This is a genomic window from Streptomyces sp. NPDC034086, assembly GCF_055575515.1.
In genome coordinates this window covers 398,986-414,689 of sequence record NZ_JBVISM010000002.1, presented here as the reverse complement: position 1 = coordinate 414,689, position 15,704 = coordinate 398,986, and the positions used below count along the sequence as shown (strand labels likewise).

19 protein-coding genes are annotated in these 15,704 nt (G+C 73.9%); 7 read left to right on the top strand and 12 right to left on the bottom strand.

Translation table 11 applies throughout. From position 1 onward, the window contains the following. Positions 1-70: 70 nt before the first annotated feature. The 5 genes from ACZ514_RS07305 to sigE all read right to left on the bottom strand — a co-directional run bounded on the left by ACZ514_RS07305 (position 71) and on the right by sigE (position 4,386). Entirely contained in the window at positions 71-808 is a 738-nt protein-coding gene (locus ACZ514_RS07305) for a hypothetical protein (RefSeq protein ID WP_469124310.1), read from the bottom strand. A 129-nt stretch (positions 809-937) separates the two neighbouring features. Next, positions 938-1,387, bottom strand: coding sequence for a sec-independent translocase (locus ACZ514_RS07300; protein ID WP_468169467.1), 450 nt, complete (start codon positions 1,385-1,387; stop codon positions 938-940). Positions 1,388-1,546: 159 nt separating this feature from the next. Continuing rightward, on the bottom strand, positions 1,547-2,869 hold the full coding sequence (locus ACZ514_RS07295; protein ID WP_469124309.1) for a S1C family serine protease: 1,323 nt from the start codon (positions 2,867-2,869) through the stop codon (positions 1,547-1,549). A gap of 87 nt (positions 2,870-2,956) precedes the next feature. Then, a complete protein-coding gene (locus ACZ514_RS07290) occupies positions 2,957-3,610 on the bottom strand; it encodes a zf-HC2 domain-containing protein (protein ID WP_468169473.1) in 654 nt (217 codons plus the stop codon). Then, on the bottom strand, positions 3,607-4,386 hold the full coding sequence (sigE, locus tag ACZ514_RS07285; RefSeq protein WP_468696301.1) for an RNA polymerase sigma factor SigE: 780 nt from the start codon (positions 4,384-4,386) through the stop codon (positions 3,607-3,609). Before sigE ends, ACZ514_RS07290 begins: the two co-directional genes overlap by 4 nt. 167 nt (positions 4,387-4,553) lie before the next feature. Here sigE and ACZ514_RS07280 point away from each other — a divergent pair, with 167 nt between their 5' ends. Continuing rightward, a complete protein-coding gene (locus tag ACZ514_RS07280; protein WP_388934014.1) occupies positions 4,554-5,216 on the top strand; it encodes an O-methyltransferase in 663 nt (220 codons plus the stop codon). 115 nt (positions 5,217-5,331) lie between these two features. Here ACZ514_RS07280 and ACZ514_RS07275 read toward each other — a convergent pair whose 3' ends face one another. Further along, positions 5,332-5,499, bottom strand: a complete 168-nt coding sequence (locus ACZ514_RS07275; protein ID WP_003966491.1) for a DUF3117 domain-containing protein — start codon at positions 5,497-5,499, stop codon at positions 5,332-5,334. A gap of 332 nt (positions 5,500-5,831) precedes the next feature. Here ACZ514_RS07275 and chcB point away from each other — a divergent pair, with 332 nt between their 5' ends. Further along, positions 5,832-6,635: a 2-cyclohexenylcarbonyl CoA isomerase gene (gene chcB, locus ACZ514_RS07270; RefSeq protein WP_468169479.1), complete on the top strand. Its 804-nt coding sequence runs from the start codon at positions 5,832-5,834 to the stop codon at positions 6,633-6,635. A gap of 4 nt (positions 6,636-6,639) precedes the next feature. On the opposite strand, the gene ACZ514_RS07265 is transcribed toward chcB, so the two are convergent. Together ACZ514_RS07265 and ACZ514_RS07260 are read right to left on the bottom strand one after the other, a co-directional pair. Beyond that, positions 6,640-7,221 carry a DNA-3-methyladenine glycosylase I gene (locus ACZ514_RS07265; RefSeq protein WP_468169482.1) on the bottom strand — a complete coding sequence of 194 codons (582 nt, stop codon included), beginning with the start codon at positions 7,219-7,221 and terminating at the stop codon, positions 6,640-6,642. Continuing rightward, positions 7,218-7,553, bottom strand: coding sequence for a DivIVA domain-containing protein (locus ACZ514_RS07260; RefSeq protein WP_468169485.1), 336 nt, complete (start codon positions 7,551-7,553; stop codon positions 7,218-7,220). Before ACZ514_RS07260 ends, ACZ514_RS07265 begins: the two co-directional genes overlap by 4 nt. A gap of 76 nt (positions 7,554-7,629) precedes the next feature. Here ACZ514_RS07260 and folP point away from each other — a divergent pair, with 76 nt between their 5' ends. Next, positions 7,630-8,490 carry a dihydropteroate synthase gene (folP, locus tag ACZ514_RS07255; protein WP_468169488.1) on the top strand — a complete coding sequence of 287 codons (861 nt, stop codon included), beginning with the start codon at positions 7,630-7,632 and terminating at the stop codon, positions 8,488-8,490. A 68-nt stretch (positions 8,491-8,558) separates the two neighbouring features. Here the strand turns inward: folP and ACZ514_RS07250 are convergent, their stop codons facing one another. Both ACZ514_RS07250 and dapE read right to left on the bottom strand, forming a co-directional pair. Next, positions 8,559-9,323: an LOG family protein gene (locus tag ACZ514_RS07250; protein ID WP_388934025.1), complete on the bottom strand. Its 765-nt coding sequence runs from the start codon at positions 9,321-9,323 to the stop codon at positions 8,559-8,561. A 64-nt stretch (positions 9,324-9,387) separates the two neighbouring features. Further along, the gene (gene dapE / locus ACZ514_RS07245) at positions 9,388-10,467 is read right to left on the bottom strand and encodes a succinyl-diaminopimelate desuccinylase (RefSeq protein ID WP_468696305.1); all 1,080 of its coding nucleotides are present in this window, start codon (positions 10,465-10,467) and stop codon (positions 9,388-9,390) included. 87 nt (positions 10,468-10,554) lie between these two features. Between dapE and ACZ514_RS07240 the strand changes: the two genes are divergently transcribed. Next, positions 10,555-11,550: a hypothetical protein gene (locus ACZ514_RS07240; protein ID WP_468696307.1), complete on the top strand. Its 996-nt coding sequence runs from the start codon at positions 10,555-10,557 to the stop codon at positions 11,548-11,550. Positions 11,551-11,886: 336 nt separating this feature from the next. Next, entirely contained in the window at positions 11,887-12,165 is a 279-nt protein-coding gene (locus tag ACZ514_RS07235; RefSeq protein ID WP_469124308.1) for an ATP-binding protein, read from the top strand. Between the two features lie 84 nt (positions 12,166-12,249). Here the strand turns inward: ACZ514_RS07235 and dapC are convergent, their stop codons facing one another. Then, complete coding sequence (gene dapC / locus ACZ514_RS07230) at positions 12,250-13,344, bottom strand: succinyldiaminopimelate transaminase (RefSeq protein ID WP_468696310.1); 1,095 nt, start codon at positions 13,342-13,344, stop codon at positions 12,250-12,252. Between the two features lie 115 nt (positions 13,345-13,459). Next, positions 13,460-13,792, bottom strand: coding sequence for a ferredoxin (gene fdxA, locus ACZ514_RS07225; RefSeq protein WP_007266339.1), 333 nt, complete (start codon positions 13,790-13,792; stop codon positions 13,460-13,462). A gap of 116 nt (positions 13,793-13,908) precedes the next feature. On the opposite strand from fdxA, the gene ACZ514_RS07220 reads away from it, so the two are divergent. After that, positions 13,909-14,892: a GNAT family N-acetyltransferase gene (locus tag ACZ514_RS07220; RefSeq protein ID WP_469124307.1), complete on the top strand. Its 984-nt coding sequence runs from the start codon at positions 13,909-13,911 to the stop codon at positions 14,890-14,892. Next, positions 14,889-15,674 (top strand): transglutaminase family protein, encoded by a 786-nt coding sequence (locus ACZ514_RS07215; RefSeq protein ID WP_468169506.1) that lies wholly within the window; start codon positions 14,889-14,891, stop codon positions 15,672-15,674. The genes ACZ514_RS07220 and ACZ514_RS07215 overlap by 4 nt, the downstream gene beginning before the upstream one ends. Positions 15,675-15,704: the final 30 nt, after the last annotated feature.

Sequence of the window (15,704 nt, the reverse complement as noted above, 5' to 3'; positions counted from 1 at the left end):
GCACCGCCTGTGAGGCGGTGCCCTTTCGCGTACCCGGTGCCCTTTCGCGTACCCGGTGCGCGCGCCGGGTCTACTCGTACGCCCCGAGGTCGGCGATCGCGGAGAAGCCCAGCCCGTAGGCGCTCATCCCCCGCCCGTAGGCCCCGAGGTGGACCCCGTTGCGGGTGGATCCGGCGAGCACCCATCCGAATTCCGACTCGCGGTAGTGGAACGGCGTCGGCTCGCCGTCCACCGGCAGGGACAGCGTCGACCAGTCCGGCCCGGTGAGGTCGTCGGCGAGTTCCCAGGCGGCCTCGGTCTGCTGGTCCAGCCAGTCGTCGCGCCGGGTGTGGTCCATCTGCGGCGGCCAGCTGTAGGTGAGCAGCCCCGAGCCGGCCAGCCAGGCGGCCGAGGAGACCGAGGTGGCCTCCAGGACGCCGGTGCCGTCGCCGCTGCGGCGCAGGGGGTTGCAGGCGACGGTGACCACCACGGCGAAGCGGTCCTTCTCGCCGGTGGCGATCTCGCCTCGGGCGGACGGTTCGTCGCCGTGGCCGGTGGAGCCGTGCTCGACCGTGCCGTCGGCTCCGGTGCCGACCTGCATGAGCCAGCGGGGGCCGGTGAAGGCCCCGTCCAGCCCGTACCAGGGGAACGCCGCGTTCAGGTAGCCCGCCGCCGCCCGGCGGGCCGCCGGGACGGGTGCGGCGGCCTCGAGGGGCTGCCCGGGGGCGGCCTGGCCGGTGTGTTCCGCGGGCTCGGTCAGCGCGGGCGGTGCGTCTTCGGGGGCTTCGGCAGGCTGCGCGCCTACGCGGCTACTGCTCGTCGTCTCCATGGGTGGCCTCTCGTTCCGTGGGGTCCGGAACGGCCCTCGCTGCGCTGGGGTGCCCCCCACCGCGGGCGGCCCGGGTCCGGACAGATGGAGGATAGCCATCCGGCCCCGGATCGACGGGCAGGCTGCGGCTCAGGTGGCGTCGGCGTCGAAGGGAGTGCGCGGCTCCGGGGCGGGGGGCGCGGGCTTCTTCAGCAGGTCCGGGCCGGTGCCGGCGGCGGGCGCGGCGGACGGCGCCGCGGCGGCCCGGGGCTCGTCGGCGTCGCGGCCGTTGACCGCGTCGGTGACCTCGTTCAGCTCCTTGCGGAGGTCGAAGCTGGTGCGCAGTTCCCGCAGGTCCTCGTTCTCGGTCAGCTGCTTGCGGATGAAGGTCTTCGGGTTCAGGTCCTCGAACTCGAAGTCCTTGAACTCCGGGCCCAGTTCGGAGCGGATGTCCTGCTTGGCGCTGTCCGAGAACGCGCGGATCTTCCTGATGAAGCCCGAGACGTCCTGGATCACCTTCGGCAGCTTGTCCGGGCCGAAGACGAGGATGGCGAGCACCACGATGGTGACCAGCTCGAGTGCGCCTATGTCGTTGAACACCTTGCCGCTCCTCGGCTCTCTCCACATCCGGCCCGGTCAACGGTACCCGGCGTTCCTTGCCCGTCCCTACGCCGGTGCGGGACCCTTCGCGGATTCACCCGGGCGTCATCCGGTATTCGTGTGGCGGACCGCGCTACCCACCGGCGCCCCGGGGGCGGCTCAGGAGCCGCTCGCCGAGCCGAGGACCACGGTCAGGGTGCGTTCCGCGCCGGCGCGCAGCACGGTCAGGCCGAGGCGGTCGCCGGGCCGGTGCGCCCTGATCTTGACGATCAGCTCGTCGCCGCCGTGGACGCGTACGCCGTCGACCTTGGTGATCACGTCGCCGGGCCTGATCCCGGCGCGGGCGCCGGGCCCGCCGGCCACCACGGAGGGCTTGCCGCCCTCGCCCTCGGAGTCGACCCGGGCTCCGTCGCCCTTGTACTCCATGTCCAGGGTGACGCCGATGACGGGGTGGGTGGCGCGGCCGGTGCGGATGAGTTCCTCGGCGACCCGCTTGCCCTGGTTGACGGGGATGGCGAAGCCGAGGCCGATGCTGCCGCTCTGGCGGGTGGGGTCGTCGCCGTCCTCGCCCTTGTCGGCGCCGCGGATGGCGCTGTTGATGCCGATCACGTGGGCGCGGGAGTCGAGGAGGGGGCCGCCGGAGTTGCCGGGGTTGATGGGGGCGTCGGTCTGGAGGGCGTCGACGTAGCTGATGTCGCTGCCGTCGCGCTTGCCCCCGCCCGCGGTGATGGGGCGGCCGGTGGCGCTGATGATGCCCGAGGTGACGGTGTTGGAGAGGTCGAAGGGGGCGCCGATGGCCACCACGGGGTCGCCGACGCGGACGTTCTCGGAGTTGCCGAGGGACAGCGGGCGCAGGCCGCGGACACCGCTGACCTTGACCACGGCCAGGTCGTAGCCGCTGTCGTGGCCGACCGGCTCGGCGGGGACGCTGTCGCCGGTGCTGAAGGTGACGGTGATGTCCCGGGCGTCGGCGACGACGTGGTTGTTCGTCAGGATGTGGCCCTGCTCGTCGAGGACGAAGCCGGTTCCGGTGCCGCTGCCGCCTCCCCCGCTGACGTGCAGGGTGACCACGCCGGGCAGTGCGGTGGCCGCGATGCCGGCCACGCTGTCGGGGGCCCGGCCCTTGTCGTCGGCGGCGGCCTGCGGGAGCTCCAGCCGGGTGCTCGTGCGGCGCTCGGCGAGGATGCCGAGGTAGCCGCCCGCGCACCCCGCGAGGAGGGCGATGACGGTGCCGAGCAGGGTCAGCGTCCACAGCCCGGGGGCGCGGCGCGTCCCGCCGCGGTCGACGACCTGGAGCGGGGCGGCGGCCCAGGGGTCGTAGCCGGGGCGTCCGGTCCCGGTCTCGGGGGCGGCGGCCGGAGCGGGCTCGGAGGCGGGAAGGGGCGGGGCCCCGGTGGTGTCCGCCCGAGGTCCGGGCTCCGGGGCGTCCGCGGGCCGGCTCCACCACGCCGGAGCCGGACCGTTCTGCTGGCTGTCGGACATGGGCGCTCCCCCGCGGGCCTGGCGCACCGCGGGGCGGCGCGTGTGCCGCAGATTCAACCAGGTGCCCGGGCCCCCGGGGGGCCCGGGTCAGCGGGAGAGCGAGACCGGTTCGGCCGTCACCGGGACCGAGGGAGCCACCGAGGGCGCCCGCCCCGCCGGGACCGGGCCGGTCGGCGCCACGGGGGTGGGGACGCGGTCACGGACGAAGGCGTCGGTGAGCGGCACGGAGGGTCCGGGCCGGGTCGCGGGCGCCTCGCCCCGGGCCTTCGGCTCGAGCCCGTCCAGCGGCAGCGAGCCGCCGAGCGCGATCGCGGCCAGCGACACGGCCCCCGCCGCCACGAAGGCGAAGCGGCGTCTGGGCCGGCCCACCTCGTGGATACGGAAACCCTCGCGCGGGGCGGCCGGGGCGGAGTACCCGAACGAGGAGAAGGGGTCGACGCCCGGAGCCGGGGGCGCGAGCGGAGCCCCCGGTCCGCCGCCCGGCCCGGCGGGCCCTTCCGGGCCCGCTCCCGGCAGCCCCTGGAGCCGGGCCAGCAGCCCGGCGGACAGCGGCGGCGGGGCGCTCTCCACGAAGAGGGTCTTCAGCCGGCGCTGGGCGTCGGCCTCGGCCTTGCACTTGGCGCAGGTCGCCAGGTGCGCCAGCACCCGCTCGCGCGCGTCGTGCTTCAGCTCCCCGTCCACCAGGGCGGCGAGCCGGTCGCCCAAGTGCTGTTCGGCGGGGGAGGGACTGGCTCCGCTCACTCGGCTCCGCCCTCTCCGCCGGCACCCGGCGCGCCCACCGACACGCCCGCCAGCGCGCGCTGCTCGGCGCGGGCCGCGGGAGAGCGGTGCTTGAGCGCCTTGCGCAGGTGCGAGCGGCCGCGGTGGATCCGGCTGCGGACCGTGCCGAGCTTCACCCCGAGGGTGGCGGCGATCTCCTCGTAGGACAGGCCCTCGATGTCGCAGAGCACCACGGCGGCACGGAACTCGGGCGCGAGGGTGTCCAGCGCCTGCTGCACGTCGGCGTCGAAGTGGGTGTCGTGGAGCACCTGCTGGGGGGACGGCTCACGGCTCGGCAGCCGCTCGGCGGCGTCGTCGCCCAGCGCGTCGAAGCGGATCCGCTGCTTGCGGCGCACCATGTCCAGGAACAGGTTGGTGGTGATGCGGTGCAGCCAGCCCTCGAAGGTGCCGGGCGTGTAGGTGGACAGCGAGCGGAAGACGCGGACGAAGACCTCCTGCGTCAGGTCCTCGGCGTCGTGCTGGTTGCCCGTCAGGCGGTAGGCGAGGCGGTAGACCCGCGCGCTGTGCGTGCTGACGATCTCCTCCCAGGTGGGAGGGGTCCACGCCTGGGAGCCCGCATCGGCGGCGAAGGTCGCGGTGGTCGCGGTGTGGGCGGTGTGGAAACGGTCAGCAGTGTAGGTCACGGATTTCGGCTCACCCGCCGACCAGAAGAGACGTCTCAGGACGCCTCCACGATCCACAAGCGCAGCCGCACCTCCCCTGTCGGCTCTGGTGGTGTCCAGTGGAGCCCCTACCATAGCCACCCCTCCCGTCAGCTCTGGATAAGCGTTTTTGCACGAACTTTGCACGAGCCTCGGGGGCCGGACCGCCGATCTGCCCACAGCCGTCCCCTCTATCCCGCCTCTCACCCTCCCAACGCCCGGTCCCATCTGCGGGTTCCCGACGCCAGCGGATACAGTCACCGTTGCGCCAACTATGGGGACAGGAGAGGGTCATTAGCGGCAACCGGCAGACGAGCTGGGCGTTCGCCGACGCGTTCGTCGCCGAGGACGACGCTCTGCGATGGGCCCGAGACCGGTCCAGGGAAGCGGGCCTGCGGTCCGTGTCCCCCGGCACCGGGGCCGCGCTGCGCCTGCTCGCCGCCACCGCCGACGCCAAGGCCGTCGCCGAGATCGGTACGGGCACCGGCGTCTCGGGGATCCACCTGCTGCACGGGATGCGGCCGGACGGGGTCCTGACCACCGTGGATCCCGAAGCCGACCGGCAGGCCTTCGCCCGCCAGGCGTTCCGCGCCGCCGGCTTCGCGGGCAACCGGGCCCGCTTCATCCCGGGCCGCGCCCTGGACGTCCTGCCCCGGCTCGCCGACGGCGGGTACGACCTGGTCTTCTGCGACGGCGACCCCGCCGAGTCCCTCGACTACCTCGCGGAATCGTTGCGCCTGCTGAGGCCGGGCGGGCTGGTGTGCTTCGAGGGGGTCTTCGCCGACGGGCGCACCGTCGACTCCGCCGCGCAGCCGGTGGAGGTCATCCGGGTGCGCGAGCTGCTGCGCAGCGTCCGGGAGAGCCCGGCCCTGGAGGCGGCCCTGCTCCCGGTGGGCGACGGGCTGCTCTGCGCGGTCCGCCGCTGACCGCCGGCCACCCCGCGGGAGGCGGGCGGGCGGCCCCGCCCGGGCCCCGGGGAACGCGAGACCGCCCCCGCCGCGGAGCGGTGGGGGCGGTCTCAGGATCTGGTGGTGCCGAGGCTCAGCCGACGACCTTCTTCAGGGCGTCACCCAGGGCGTCCGCCTCGTCCGGGGTCAGCTCGACGACGAGCCGACCACCGCCTTCGAGCGGTACGCGCATGACGATGCCTCGCCCCTCCTTGGTGACCTCGAGCGGGCCGTCGCCCGTCCGCGGCTTCATGGCCGCCATGCTCGTTCCCCTTCCTGAAACCAGCTCATCGTCAGCCGACGGCCCCGTTCAGGCGCCTAGTACCCGGCATCGAACACATTGCTTCCCGGCCATTATCCCGCATGTCAGGACCCGATGACCAACATCGGAAGGGAACGCTTGCGCAACGCGCTCGGCCAAAACCACTCATTTCGGGGATCCGCCTGCGATACTTCGCCGCTGCCCCCCGTGGCGGGCCTCCGCTTTGTTTGACGCACATCACATGACCGCCTCCGGTCCCGTCCGCCATGCTGGCCTCTGCACCGGCCGGTACCGGCCGGTAGCCAAGCCCGCGACGAAGGGGGACCCCCGCCATGGCCGACAGCGTGCTCTACGAAGTCACCGACGGACTCGCGACCGTCACGATCAACCGGCCCGACGCGATGAACGCCATGAACACGGAGGCCAAGGTCGCCCTGCGCGACGCCGTCCGGGCGGCGGCCGCGGACACCGCCGTACGGGCGGTGCTGCTCACCGCGGCCGGGAACCGGGCCTTCTGCGTGGGCCAGGACCTCAAGGAGCACATCGGGAACCTGGCGGCGGACCGCGAGAGCGGCTCGACGCTCACGATGAGCACCGTCTCCGAGCACTACAACCCGATCGTGCGGGCCCTGACGGAGATGCCCAAGCCCGTCGTGGCCGGGGTCAACGGCGTCGCCGCGGGGGCCGGCTTCGGCTTCGCGCTCGCGGCCGACTACCGCGTCGTCGCGGAGACGGCGTCCTTCAATACGTCCTTCGCCGGGGTCGCGCTGACCGCCGACTCGGGGGTGTCGTGGACGCTGCCCCGCCTGATCGGGGCCTCCCGGGCCTCCGACCTGCTGCTGTTCCCCCGCTCCGTCAAGGCGCAGGAGGCCTACGAGCTGGGCATCGCGAACCGCCTGGTCCCCGCCGAGTCCCTGCACGCCGAGGCCGAGGCGGTCGCCCGTGCCCTCGCCGAGGGCCCCACGGTGGCCTACGCGGCCCTGAAGGAGTCCCTGGCGTACGGTGCCTCGCACACCCTCTCCGAGGCCCTGGAGCGGGAGGACGTCCTGCAGACCCGGGCGGGCGCCTCCGAGGACCACTCCATCGCCGTCGAGGCCTTCCTCGCGAAGCGGCCGCCGCGGTACCTCGGCCGCTGACGCCTCAGCCCCCGCGGGAGACGCACCCCTCGAGGTGGTCGTTGACCAGGCCGCACGCCTGCATCAGGGCGTAGGCCGTGGTCGGCCCGACGAAGCGGATGCCCGCCTTCTTGAGGGCCTTGGCCAGGGCCGTGGACTCCGGGGTCACCGCCGGCACGTCGGCGGTGCTCCTCGGGGCCCGTCCCGGCTCCTCGGGGGCGTGCGACCAGATCAGCCGGTCCAGCTCCCCCGCCTCCCATCCGGCCAGCACCTTCGCGTTGGCGAGGGTGGCCTCGATCTTGGCCCGGTTGCGGATGATCCCCTCGTCTCCCATGAGCCGCTCCGCGTCGGCGGGGCCGAACTCCGCGACCGCGGCGATCCTGAAGTCCGAGAACGCCTTGCGGAAGCCCTCGCGCCGGCGCAGGATCGTCAGCCACGACAGCCCGGACTGGAAGGCCTCCAGGCACAGCCGCTCGTACAGCGCGTCGTCCCCGTGGACGGGCCTGCCCCATTCGGTGTCGTGGTAGCGGACGTAGTCCTCCGTGGACAGCCCCCAGGGACAGCGCAGACCGCCGTCCGGGCCCGCCAGCGGTCCGGCGCCGCTCACCGCTCGTCCTTCGTGAGGTCGACCCGCTCCGCCGGTGCCTGGGCGCGCGCCGCCGTCAGCTCCGCGATGCGCGCGTCCCGCTCGGCCAGCTCGGCGGCGAGCCGGTCCAGTACGTCGTCCACCTCGGCCATCCGGTAGCCGCGCGGGGCGACCGGCAGGCGCAGGGCGTCGATGTCCGCCCGTACGACCGGCCGGCTCTCCGGGAGCGCGTCGGCCACCCGGTCCGGCTCGGCCTCGGGCAGCACGGCCTCCGTGCCCGCGCCGACCACCGCGAGGGTGACCGCGGCCACGACCACGACCAGCGCGATCAGCAAGAACCAGAACACGATCAACTCCCCTGAGAGACTCCGGCCACCAGGTTAAGGTCGCAGACGAGGCGCGAGGGTCGCCGAAGGAGGAAAGAGCAGGATGCTGCGACTGGGCACGCGCGAGTTCGACACCCACGAGCCGGTGATCATGGCCATCGTGAACCGCACCCCGGACTCCTTCTACGACCAGGGCGCGACCTTCCGCGACGAGCCGGCCCTCGAGCGGGTGGAACGGGCCGTCGCCGAGGGCGCGGCGATCATCGACGTCGGCGGGGTCAAGGCGGGCCCGGGCGAGCACGTGGACGCGGCGGAGGAGGCCCGGCGCACGGTCGGCTTCGTGGCGGAGGTCCGCCGCCGCCACCCGGACGTGGTGATCAGCGTGGACACCTGGCGGCACGAGGTCGGCGAGGCGGTCTGCGAGGCCGGGGCGGACGTGCTGAACGACGCGTGGGGCGGGGTGGACCCCCGGCTGGCGGAGGTCGCGGCGCGCTACGGCGCGGGCATCGTGTGCACCCACGCGGGCGGGGTCGAGCCGCGCACGCGGCCGCACCGGACCTCGTACGAGGACGTGATGGAGGACGTCCTGCGCGTCACGGTCGGGCTCGCGGAGCGGGCCGAGGCCCTCGGGGTGCCCCGGGAGTCCATCATGATCGACCCGGGTCACGACTTCGGGAAGAACACCCGGCACTCATTGGAAGCCACCCGCCGCCTCGCGGAGATGACCGGAACCGGCTGGCCGGTGCTGGTCTCCCTGTCCAACAAGGACTTCGTCGGCGAGACCCTCGACAAGCCGGTCAAGGAGCGCCTGCTGGGCACCCTGGCGACCACCGCCGTCTCGGCCTGGCTCGGCGCGCAGGTCTACCGCGTCCACGAGGTCGCGGAGACCCGGCAGGTCCTCGACATGGTCCGCTCGATCCAGGGCCACCGGCCGCCGGCCGTCGCCCGCCGCGGACTGGCCTGACCCCCGTCGGCCGCGGGACGCCGGGGGCGGCCGGGCCGCGGCGCCGGGGGCGGCGCGGCCCGCCGTCCCTACTTGCCGACTTCCTTCGTCACCAGCGCGATGGCCTCCTCCACGTCGTCGGTGACGTGGAAGAGGTAGAGGTCCTTCTCCGAGGCCTTGCCCTGGGCGATGACCGTGTTGCGCAGCCAGTCGACCAGACCGCCCCAGTACTCCGTGCCGAAGAGCACGATGGGGAACCTGGTGATCTTCTGCGTCTGCACCAGGGTCAGCGCCTCGAACATCTCGTCGAGGGTGCCCAGTCCGCCCGGCAGCACCACGAAGCCCTGGCTGTACTTCACGAACATCGTCTTGCGGACGAAGAAGTACCGGAAGTTCAGCCCGAGGTCCACGTGCTGGTTGAGCCCCTGCTCGAAGGGGAGCTCGATGCCCAGGCCGACGGAGATGCCGTTCGCCTCGCGGGCGCCCTTGTTGGCGGCCTCCATGGCCCCCGGACCGCCGCCGGTGATCACCGCGAAGCCGGCCTCGACGAGCGCGCTGCCGATCCGTACGCCCGCCTCGTACTCCGGAGAGTCCGCCGGCGTACGGGCCGAGCCGAACACGCTGATCGCGGGCGGCAGCTCCGCCAGGGTGCCGAAGCCCTCGATGAACTCCGACTGGATGCGCAGGACCCGCCAGGGATCGGTGTGCACCCACTCGGAGGGTCCGGCCGAGTCCAGCAGCCTCTGGTCCGTCGTGCTGCCCGCCTGCACCTGGCCGCGTCTGCGCAGCACCGGCCCGAGCTGCTGCTCCTCGGGCCGACGAGCGGACCCTTCGGCACTGCCGTGGTTGCCCATGATGTGCTCCCTCCAGCTGATCGTTGGATCAGGTTAGGCGCACAAAAGTGACGGGAGGGGGAATTTACGAGGTCAGCCAGGCGCGGAGTCGTTCCTCGCAGTGCAGGATCGCCTTCGTCTCGACGCGTTCGTCGACCTTGTGCGCCAGCAGCGCGTCACCCGGCCCGTAGTTGACCGCCGGCACGCCGAGCGCGCTGAAGCGCGAGACGTCCGTCCAGCCGAACTTGGGCATCGGCCGGCCGCCGACCGCCTCCATGAAGGCCGCCGCGGCCGGGTGGGACAGGCCCGGCAGGGCGCCGCCGGAGGAGTCGTCGACCACGAACTCGGCGATGTCGCAGTCCGCGAAGACCTCCCGTACGTGGGCCAGCGCGTCCGCCTCGCTGCGGTCGGGGGCGTAGCGGAAGTTCACGGTCACGGTGCAGGAGTCCGGGATGACGTTGTTGGCGACGCCGCCCTCGATGCGGACCGCGTTGAGGCCCTCGTGGTACTCCAGGCCGTCGATGACCGGCTTGCGGGGCTCGTAGGCGGCCAGCTTCGCCAGGATCGGGCTCGCGGTGTGGATGGCGTTGGAGCCCATCCAGCTGCGCGCGGAGTGGGCGCGCTCGCCCTTGGTGCGCAGCAGCACGCGCAGGGTGCCCTGGCAGCCGCCCTCGACCTCCGCGTTGGAGGGTTCCAGCAGGACGGCGAAGTCGCCGGTGAGCCAGTCGGGGCGGGCGGCCGCGACCTTGCCGAGGCCGTTGAGGTCGGCGGCGACCTCCTCCTGGTCGTAGAAGACGAAGGTGAGGTCGCGGTTGGGTTCGGGGACCGTCGCGGCGATCCTCAGCTGCACGGCCACTCCCGACTTCATGTCCGTCGTGCCGCAGCCCCACAGCACGTCGTTCTCGTCCAGGCGGGACGGTACGTTGTCGGCGATCGGCACGGTGTCGAGGTGGCCGGCCAGGACGACGCGCTCGGCGCGGCCGAGGTGCGTACGGGCCACCACGTTGTTGCCGAGGCGGTCGACGGTGAGGTGCGGGAGGGCGCGCAGCGCGTCTTCCACGAGGTCGGCGAGGACCTTCTCGTCGCCGCTCACGGAGGGGATGTCGACGAGCCGGGCGGTCAGCTCGGCAGCGTCCAGGGTGAGGTCCAGCTCGGATTCGGACATGGAACTGACCCTAACGCCCCGGGATGGGCGGGAAGCGGGAGCGTCCGGCCGGTGGACGGACAATCGGCCTCAAGTACGGTGGGCCGCGTGTCCGAGACCGATCGCTCCCGCCCCCGTTCCCGTCGGCCGTTGCGCAAGGCCGTGGGCCTGGTCGTCCTGCTCGGGGTGATCGGGTACTTCGCCGTCCAGCGCGACTCCAACAACGGCGCCTCCTACTGCACGGCCACGGCGACGGGGGCGGGGTCCGCGGGCGCGGGGACCGTCCAGACGTACGAGATGACCCACGAGCAGGCGGCGAACGCGGCGACGATAGCCGCCGTCGGGATCTCCAAGGGGCTCCCGGACCGGGCGGTGACCATCGCGCTGGCGACGGCGATGCAGGAGTCGGCGCTGCGCAACCTCGACCACGGCGACCGCGATTCGCTGGGGCTCTTCCAGCAGCGGCCCTCGCAGGGGTGGGGCACCCCGGAGCAGATCATGGACCCGGTGTACTCGGCGGGGATCTTCTACGACCGGCTCGCGGAGATCAAGGGCTACACCCGGCTGCCGCTGACGGTGGCCGCGCAGAAGGTGCAGCTCAGCGGTTTCCCGCAGGCGTACGCGAAGCACGAGCCGGACGCGGCGGTGCTGACGGCCGCCTTCGGCGAGAACGGCGTGCCGGCCTCCCTGGCCTGCTCCGGCCCGGCGCCCTCGGCGGGGGATCCGGAGAAGGTGCGGGCGGAGCTGACGCGGGCCTTCGGCCCCGCGGCGCGGGACGCGCTGGGCGCGGGCCGGGCGGGCGCTCCGGCGGGGCGGTCGGCGCCGGGCGGGGCGGTCCCGGAGCCCGAGGTGGGGCTGCGGCTCAAGGAGGGCGGCGGCCCGGCGGAGGCGCGGCGGGGCCGGGCGATGGCCCACTGGGCGGTGGCCCGGTCGAAGGAGCTGGGCATCGCCAGGGTGTCGTACGACGGCTCCTCGTGGGTGGCCGGCCGGGACGGCGGCGCGTGGCGGGGCGAGGGCGGCGGCCGCAAGGGCGGCTCGGGGGACCCGCACGACGCGGCTCCGGGCCAGGTGCGGATCTTCCTGGCCCGCGCCGCGGCCCGCTGACCGCCCGGGCCGCGGCGCGGGCGCCGGGGCCGTCGGCCGGTTCCGCGCGGCCGCGTGCCGCCCGGCCCGGCGTGCGCCCCCGGCGCGCGGGCGAGCCGGCAGGATGCGCCGGCGGCACGGTCAGACGTACGGGCCGTCACCCGGGCGGGGTGTCCGCGCGTTCGGGCCGTACACCCGGTGGGCGGGCAGAAGCGCAGGTCGGCGGGGGTCCGGTGCTCTTGTCACGGAAGCCGATTAAACGATGCGTTACCGATCCTTTACCCGGCCCGTCCGCAACTCCCCCCACCCCGGGAGCGGTTGTACAGGCGTACTCAGCCGCTACCGCTTAGGAGCATCATGACCCTCCCCCTGACCCGTCGGATCGCCCGCGCCGCGCTTCTCCTCGCAGCCGGTACCGCTCCCGTGGTCGGTGCGGCAGGCGCCGCCAGCGCGGCCGACGCCGTGGGCCTGGAGTCCCTGCCGAAGCTGAACACGCTCACCGCCCCCGTCGCCGGTCCCGCCTCCGAGGTCGTCGGCAGCGCGGGCGCGGCCGGCCAGACGCTGGGCGGCCTGCCGGTCGCCGGCCAGCTGCCGACGGGCCAGCTGCCCCTGGGGGGCCTGCCGCTGGGCGGCTGATCCACCGCTGGACGCGCAAACGCCCGAGGGGGCCGGGAGCTGCTGCTCCCGGCCCCCTCGGGCCGTCGTCCGCGCGCCGCCGGCTCAGCCGAGGCGCTTGACCGCGGCCGCGACCCGCTCGTCGGTGGCCGTGAAGGCGACGCGGACGAACGTCGCGCCCGCCTCGCCGTAGAAGTCGCCCGGCGCGACCAGGATGCCGAGTCCGGCGAGGTGCGCGACGGTGTCCCAGCAGGGCTCGTCACGGGTCGCCCACAGGTAGAGGCTGGCCTCGCTGTGCTCGATGCGGAAGCCGTGCGCCTCCAGGGCCGTGCGCAGCGCCCCGCGGCGGGCGGCGTAGCGGGCGCGCTGGTCCTCGACGTGGGCGTCGTCGCCGAGGGCCGCCACCGTGGCCGCCTGGACCGGGGCGGGGGTCATCATGCCGCCGTGCTTGCGGATCTCCAGCAGTTCCCCGAGCACGGCCGCGTCGCCGGCGATGAACGCGGCCCGGTAGCCGGCCAGGTTGGACCGCTTGGAGAGGGAGTGCACCGCCACGAGGCCCTCGTAGGAGCCCCCGCACACGTCGTCGTGGAGGACGGAGACGGGCTCGGCCTCCCAGCCCAGCTCCAGGTAGCACTCGTCGCTGAAGAGCAGGACGCCGTGCTCGCGCGCCCAGGCGACGATCCGGACCAGCTCTTCCTTCGGGATGACCTTCCCGGTGGGGTTCGACGGGGAGTTGAGCCACAGCAGCTTCACGCCCGCCGGGTCCAGCTCCGTCGGGTCGTCGTACACGACGGCCTCGGCGCCGCACAGCCGCGCGCCGACCTCGTACGTCGGGTACGCGAGCCGCGGGTAGGCCACCTTGTCGCCGGCGCCCAGGCCCAGCTGGGTCGGCAGCCAGGCCACCAGTTCCTTGGAGCCGACCACCGGCAGGACGTTGCGGTGGCCGGCGGCGCTCGCGCCGAGCCGGCCACGCAGCCAGCCGGTGATCGCGTCGCGCAGCGCGGGCGTCCCCCACACCGTCGGGTAGCCCGGGGAGTCCGCGGCGGCGACGAGGGCGCGCTGGATCAGGTCGGGCACCGGGTCCACGGGGGTGCCGACCGACAGGTCGACGATGCCGTCAGCGTGGGCCGCCGCCGTGGCCTTGTACGGCTCCAGCTTGTCCCAGGGAAAGGCGGGAAGACGGTCGGAAACTGCGGCCACGGTGCTCTCTGCTCTCTCTGGGCTGCTGCGGGGGCGGTGTCGTACGGGGAAACGGCTCGGTCCCGCGCGGCAGCGGGGCCGTACGGGACCGAGGGGCGCGTCTGCCGTGGGACGGTCAGTGCTCGCCGGCGTTGATGTCGGCCGGCAGCGCGGCGACGAAGGGGTGGTCGCGCTCGATCAGGCCGAGCTTGGAGGCACCACCGGGCGAACCGAGCTCGTCGAAGAACTCGACGTTCGCCTTGTAGTAGTCCTTCCACTCCTCCGGGGTGTCGTCCTCGTAGAAGATGGCCTCGACCGGGCAGACCGGCTCACACGCGCCGCAGTCGACGCACTCGTCCGGGTGGATGTACAAGGACCGCTGGCCCTCGTAGATGCAGTCGACGGGGCACTCTTCGATGCATGCCTTGTCCTTGACGTCGACACAAGGCTCCGCGATGACGTAGGTCACGCTCTCGTTCCTCCTCGGTAGGGCTTTCCATTCGCGCGGGAGCGCGGCGTCGTCGATGCCCGCACCTAGTATCTCCGTTCCCGGGCACGATCCGAACAGGAGGGGCGGACAGAGCTGTGGAAATCACTGCCGGTGGACTGCTGGAGATCCGTATCACCCCCGCTGACGTGGGTAAACGAGTCTCTGTACGACGGGTGGAGGACGGGGGGAGCGCCACCCCGTCGTTCGCGGACGCGGTCGGGGTTCTCACATCCTGGACCGGGGGTGTGCTGACGATCACACGCAAGGACGGCGTGTCCGTCCACATCGCGGAATCGTCGCTGGTGGCGGGCAAGGTGGTGCCTCCGGCTCCGGCCCGTCGCAGGGGTCCCGCGGCCTCCTTCGAGGAGCTGGCACGGGTCACGGCGCGGGCCTGGCCGCCGCTGGAGAGCGAGCGGCTGGGCGAGTGGACCTTGCGGGCCGCCGCCGGGTTCACCCGGCGGGCCAACTCCGTGCTCGCGCTCGGCGACCCGGGGATACCCGTCGGCGAAGCACTCGCCCGGGTGACCGCCTGGTACACGGAACGCAACCTTCCGGCGTATGTGCAGGCCGCGACCGGGGCCGTCGGGACGCAGGAACCGCTCTGCGCGGAGCTGGAACGGCACGGCTGGGTGAGGGAGGTCTCCGCGGAGGTGCGCGTCGCGGCGCTGGCCCCGGTGGCCGACGCCGACGCGGACGTGGCGGACGTGCGGCTCGCGCGCGAGCCGGACGAACGGTGGCTGGAGCGCTACGGCAGGGTCCGGGACCCGGAGTCGGCCCGGCGGGTGCTGGTCGGGGGCCCGTCGGTGTGGTTCGCCTCCCTGGGCGGCGGCCGGGCCGTCGGGCGGTGCGTGGTCGACGGCCGCTGGGCCGGTTTCGCGGCCGTCACCGTCGCGCCGGAGGACCGCCGCCGGGGGCTCGCGACGGCGGTGATGACGGCGCTGGCCCGGCGGGCCCTGGAGGAGGGCGCGTCCGCGGCGTGGCTCCAGGTGGAGACGGACAATGCGCCGGCGCGGGCCCTGTACGACGGGATGGGTTTCGCCGCGCACCACGCCTACCACCACTTCCGGGCGGCGCGGTGAACACCCGGGACCTCTTCGCCGAGGAGGCCCGCTCGGAGCGCCCCGACCTGGCCCGGATGTGCCTGCTGCTGGCCGCGGAGGCGGACCCGGAGCTCGACGAACGGGCCATGGACGCGGCCGAGATCGAGCTGGACCGGCTCGCGGGGATGCTGCCGTACGGGCTGCGGGACGCGCGGGCGTGGGCCTCGGCGGTGACGGAGCTGCTGGGAGGCCGGCTGGGCTTCCACGGCACCCCGAACGACTACGACCGGCTGTCGTCCTCCCTGCTGCACGAGGTGCTGCGGCGGAGGCGCGGCCTGCCGATCCTGCTCTCGGTGGTGTGGCTGGAGGTGGCCCGGCGGGCGGGCGCGCCGGTGTACGGGCTGGGGCTGCCGGGGCACTTCGTGGTGGGTTTCGGGGACCCGGAGGAGTCGGTGGTGGTGGACCCCTTCGCCGGCGGCGCCTCGCTGGGCACGGGCCCGGCGGAGTCGGCCTCCTCCCCCAAGACCCCGGCCCGGACCCTGGACATCGTGCTGCGGATCCTGAACAACATCCGCGCCTGGGCCTCCTCCCGCCCGGAGCAGTCGGGGGTCGCGCTGTGGGCCCTGGAGCTGTCGCTGCTGCTGCCCTCCCACCCGGCGTCGCTGCGGTACGAGCGGGCGCGGCTGCTGGTGGAACGGGGCGCGTTCCGCGAGGGCGCGGCCGAACTGGAGGCGTACGCGGAGGTCATGGACGCGGTGGACGCCGCCACCGCGGCCCGCATCCGCGGCGAGGCCGTCGCCGCCCGGGCGCTGCTGAACTGACGTCGCCGCACCGCGCGCGGGCAGGGGCGC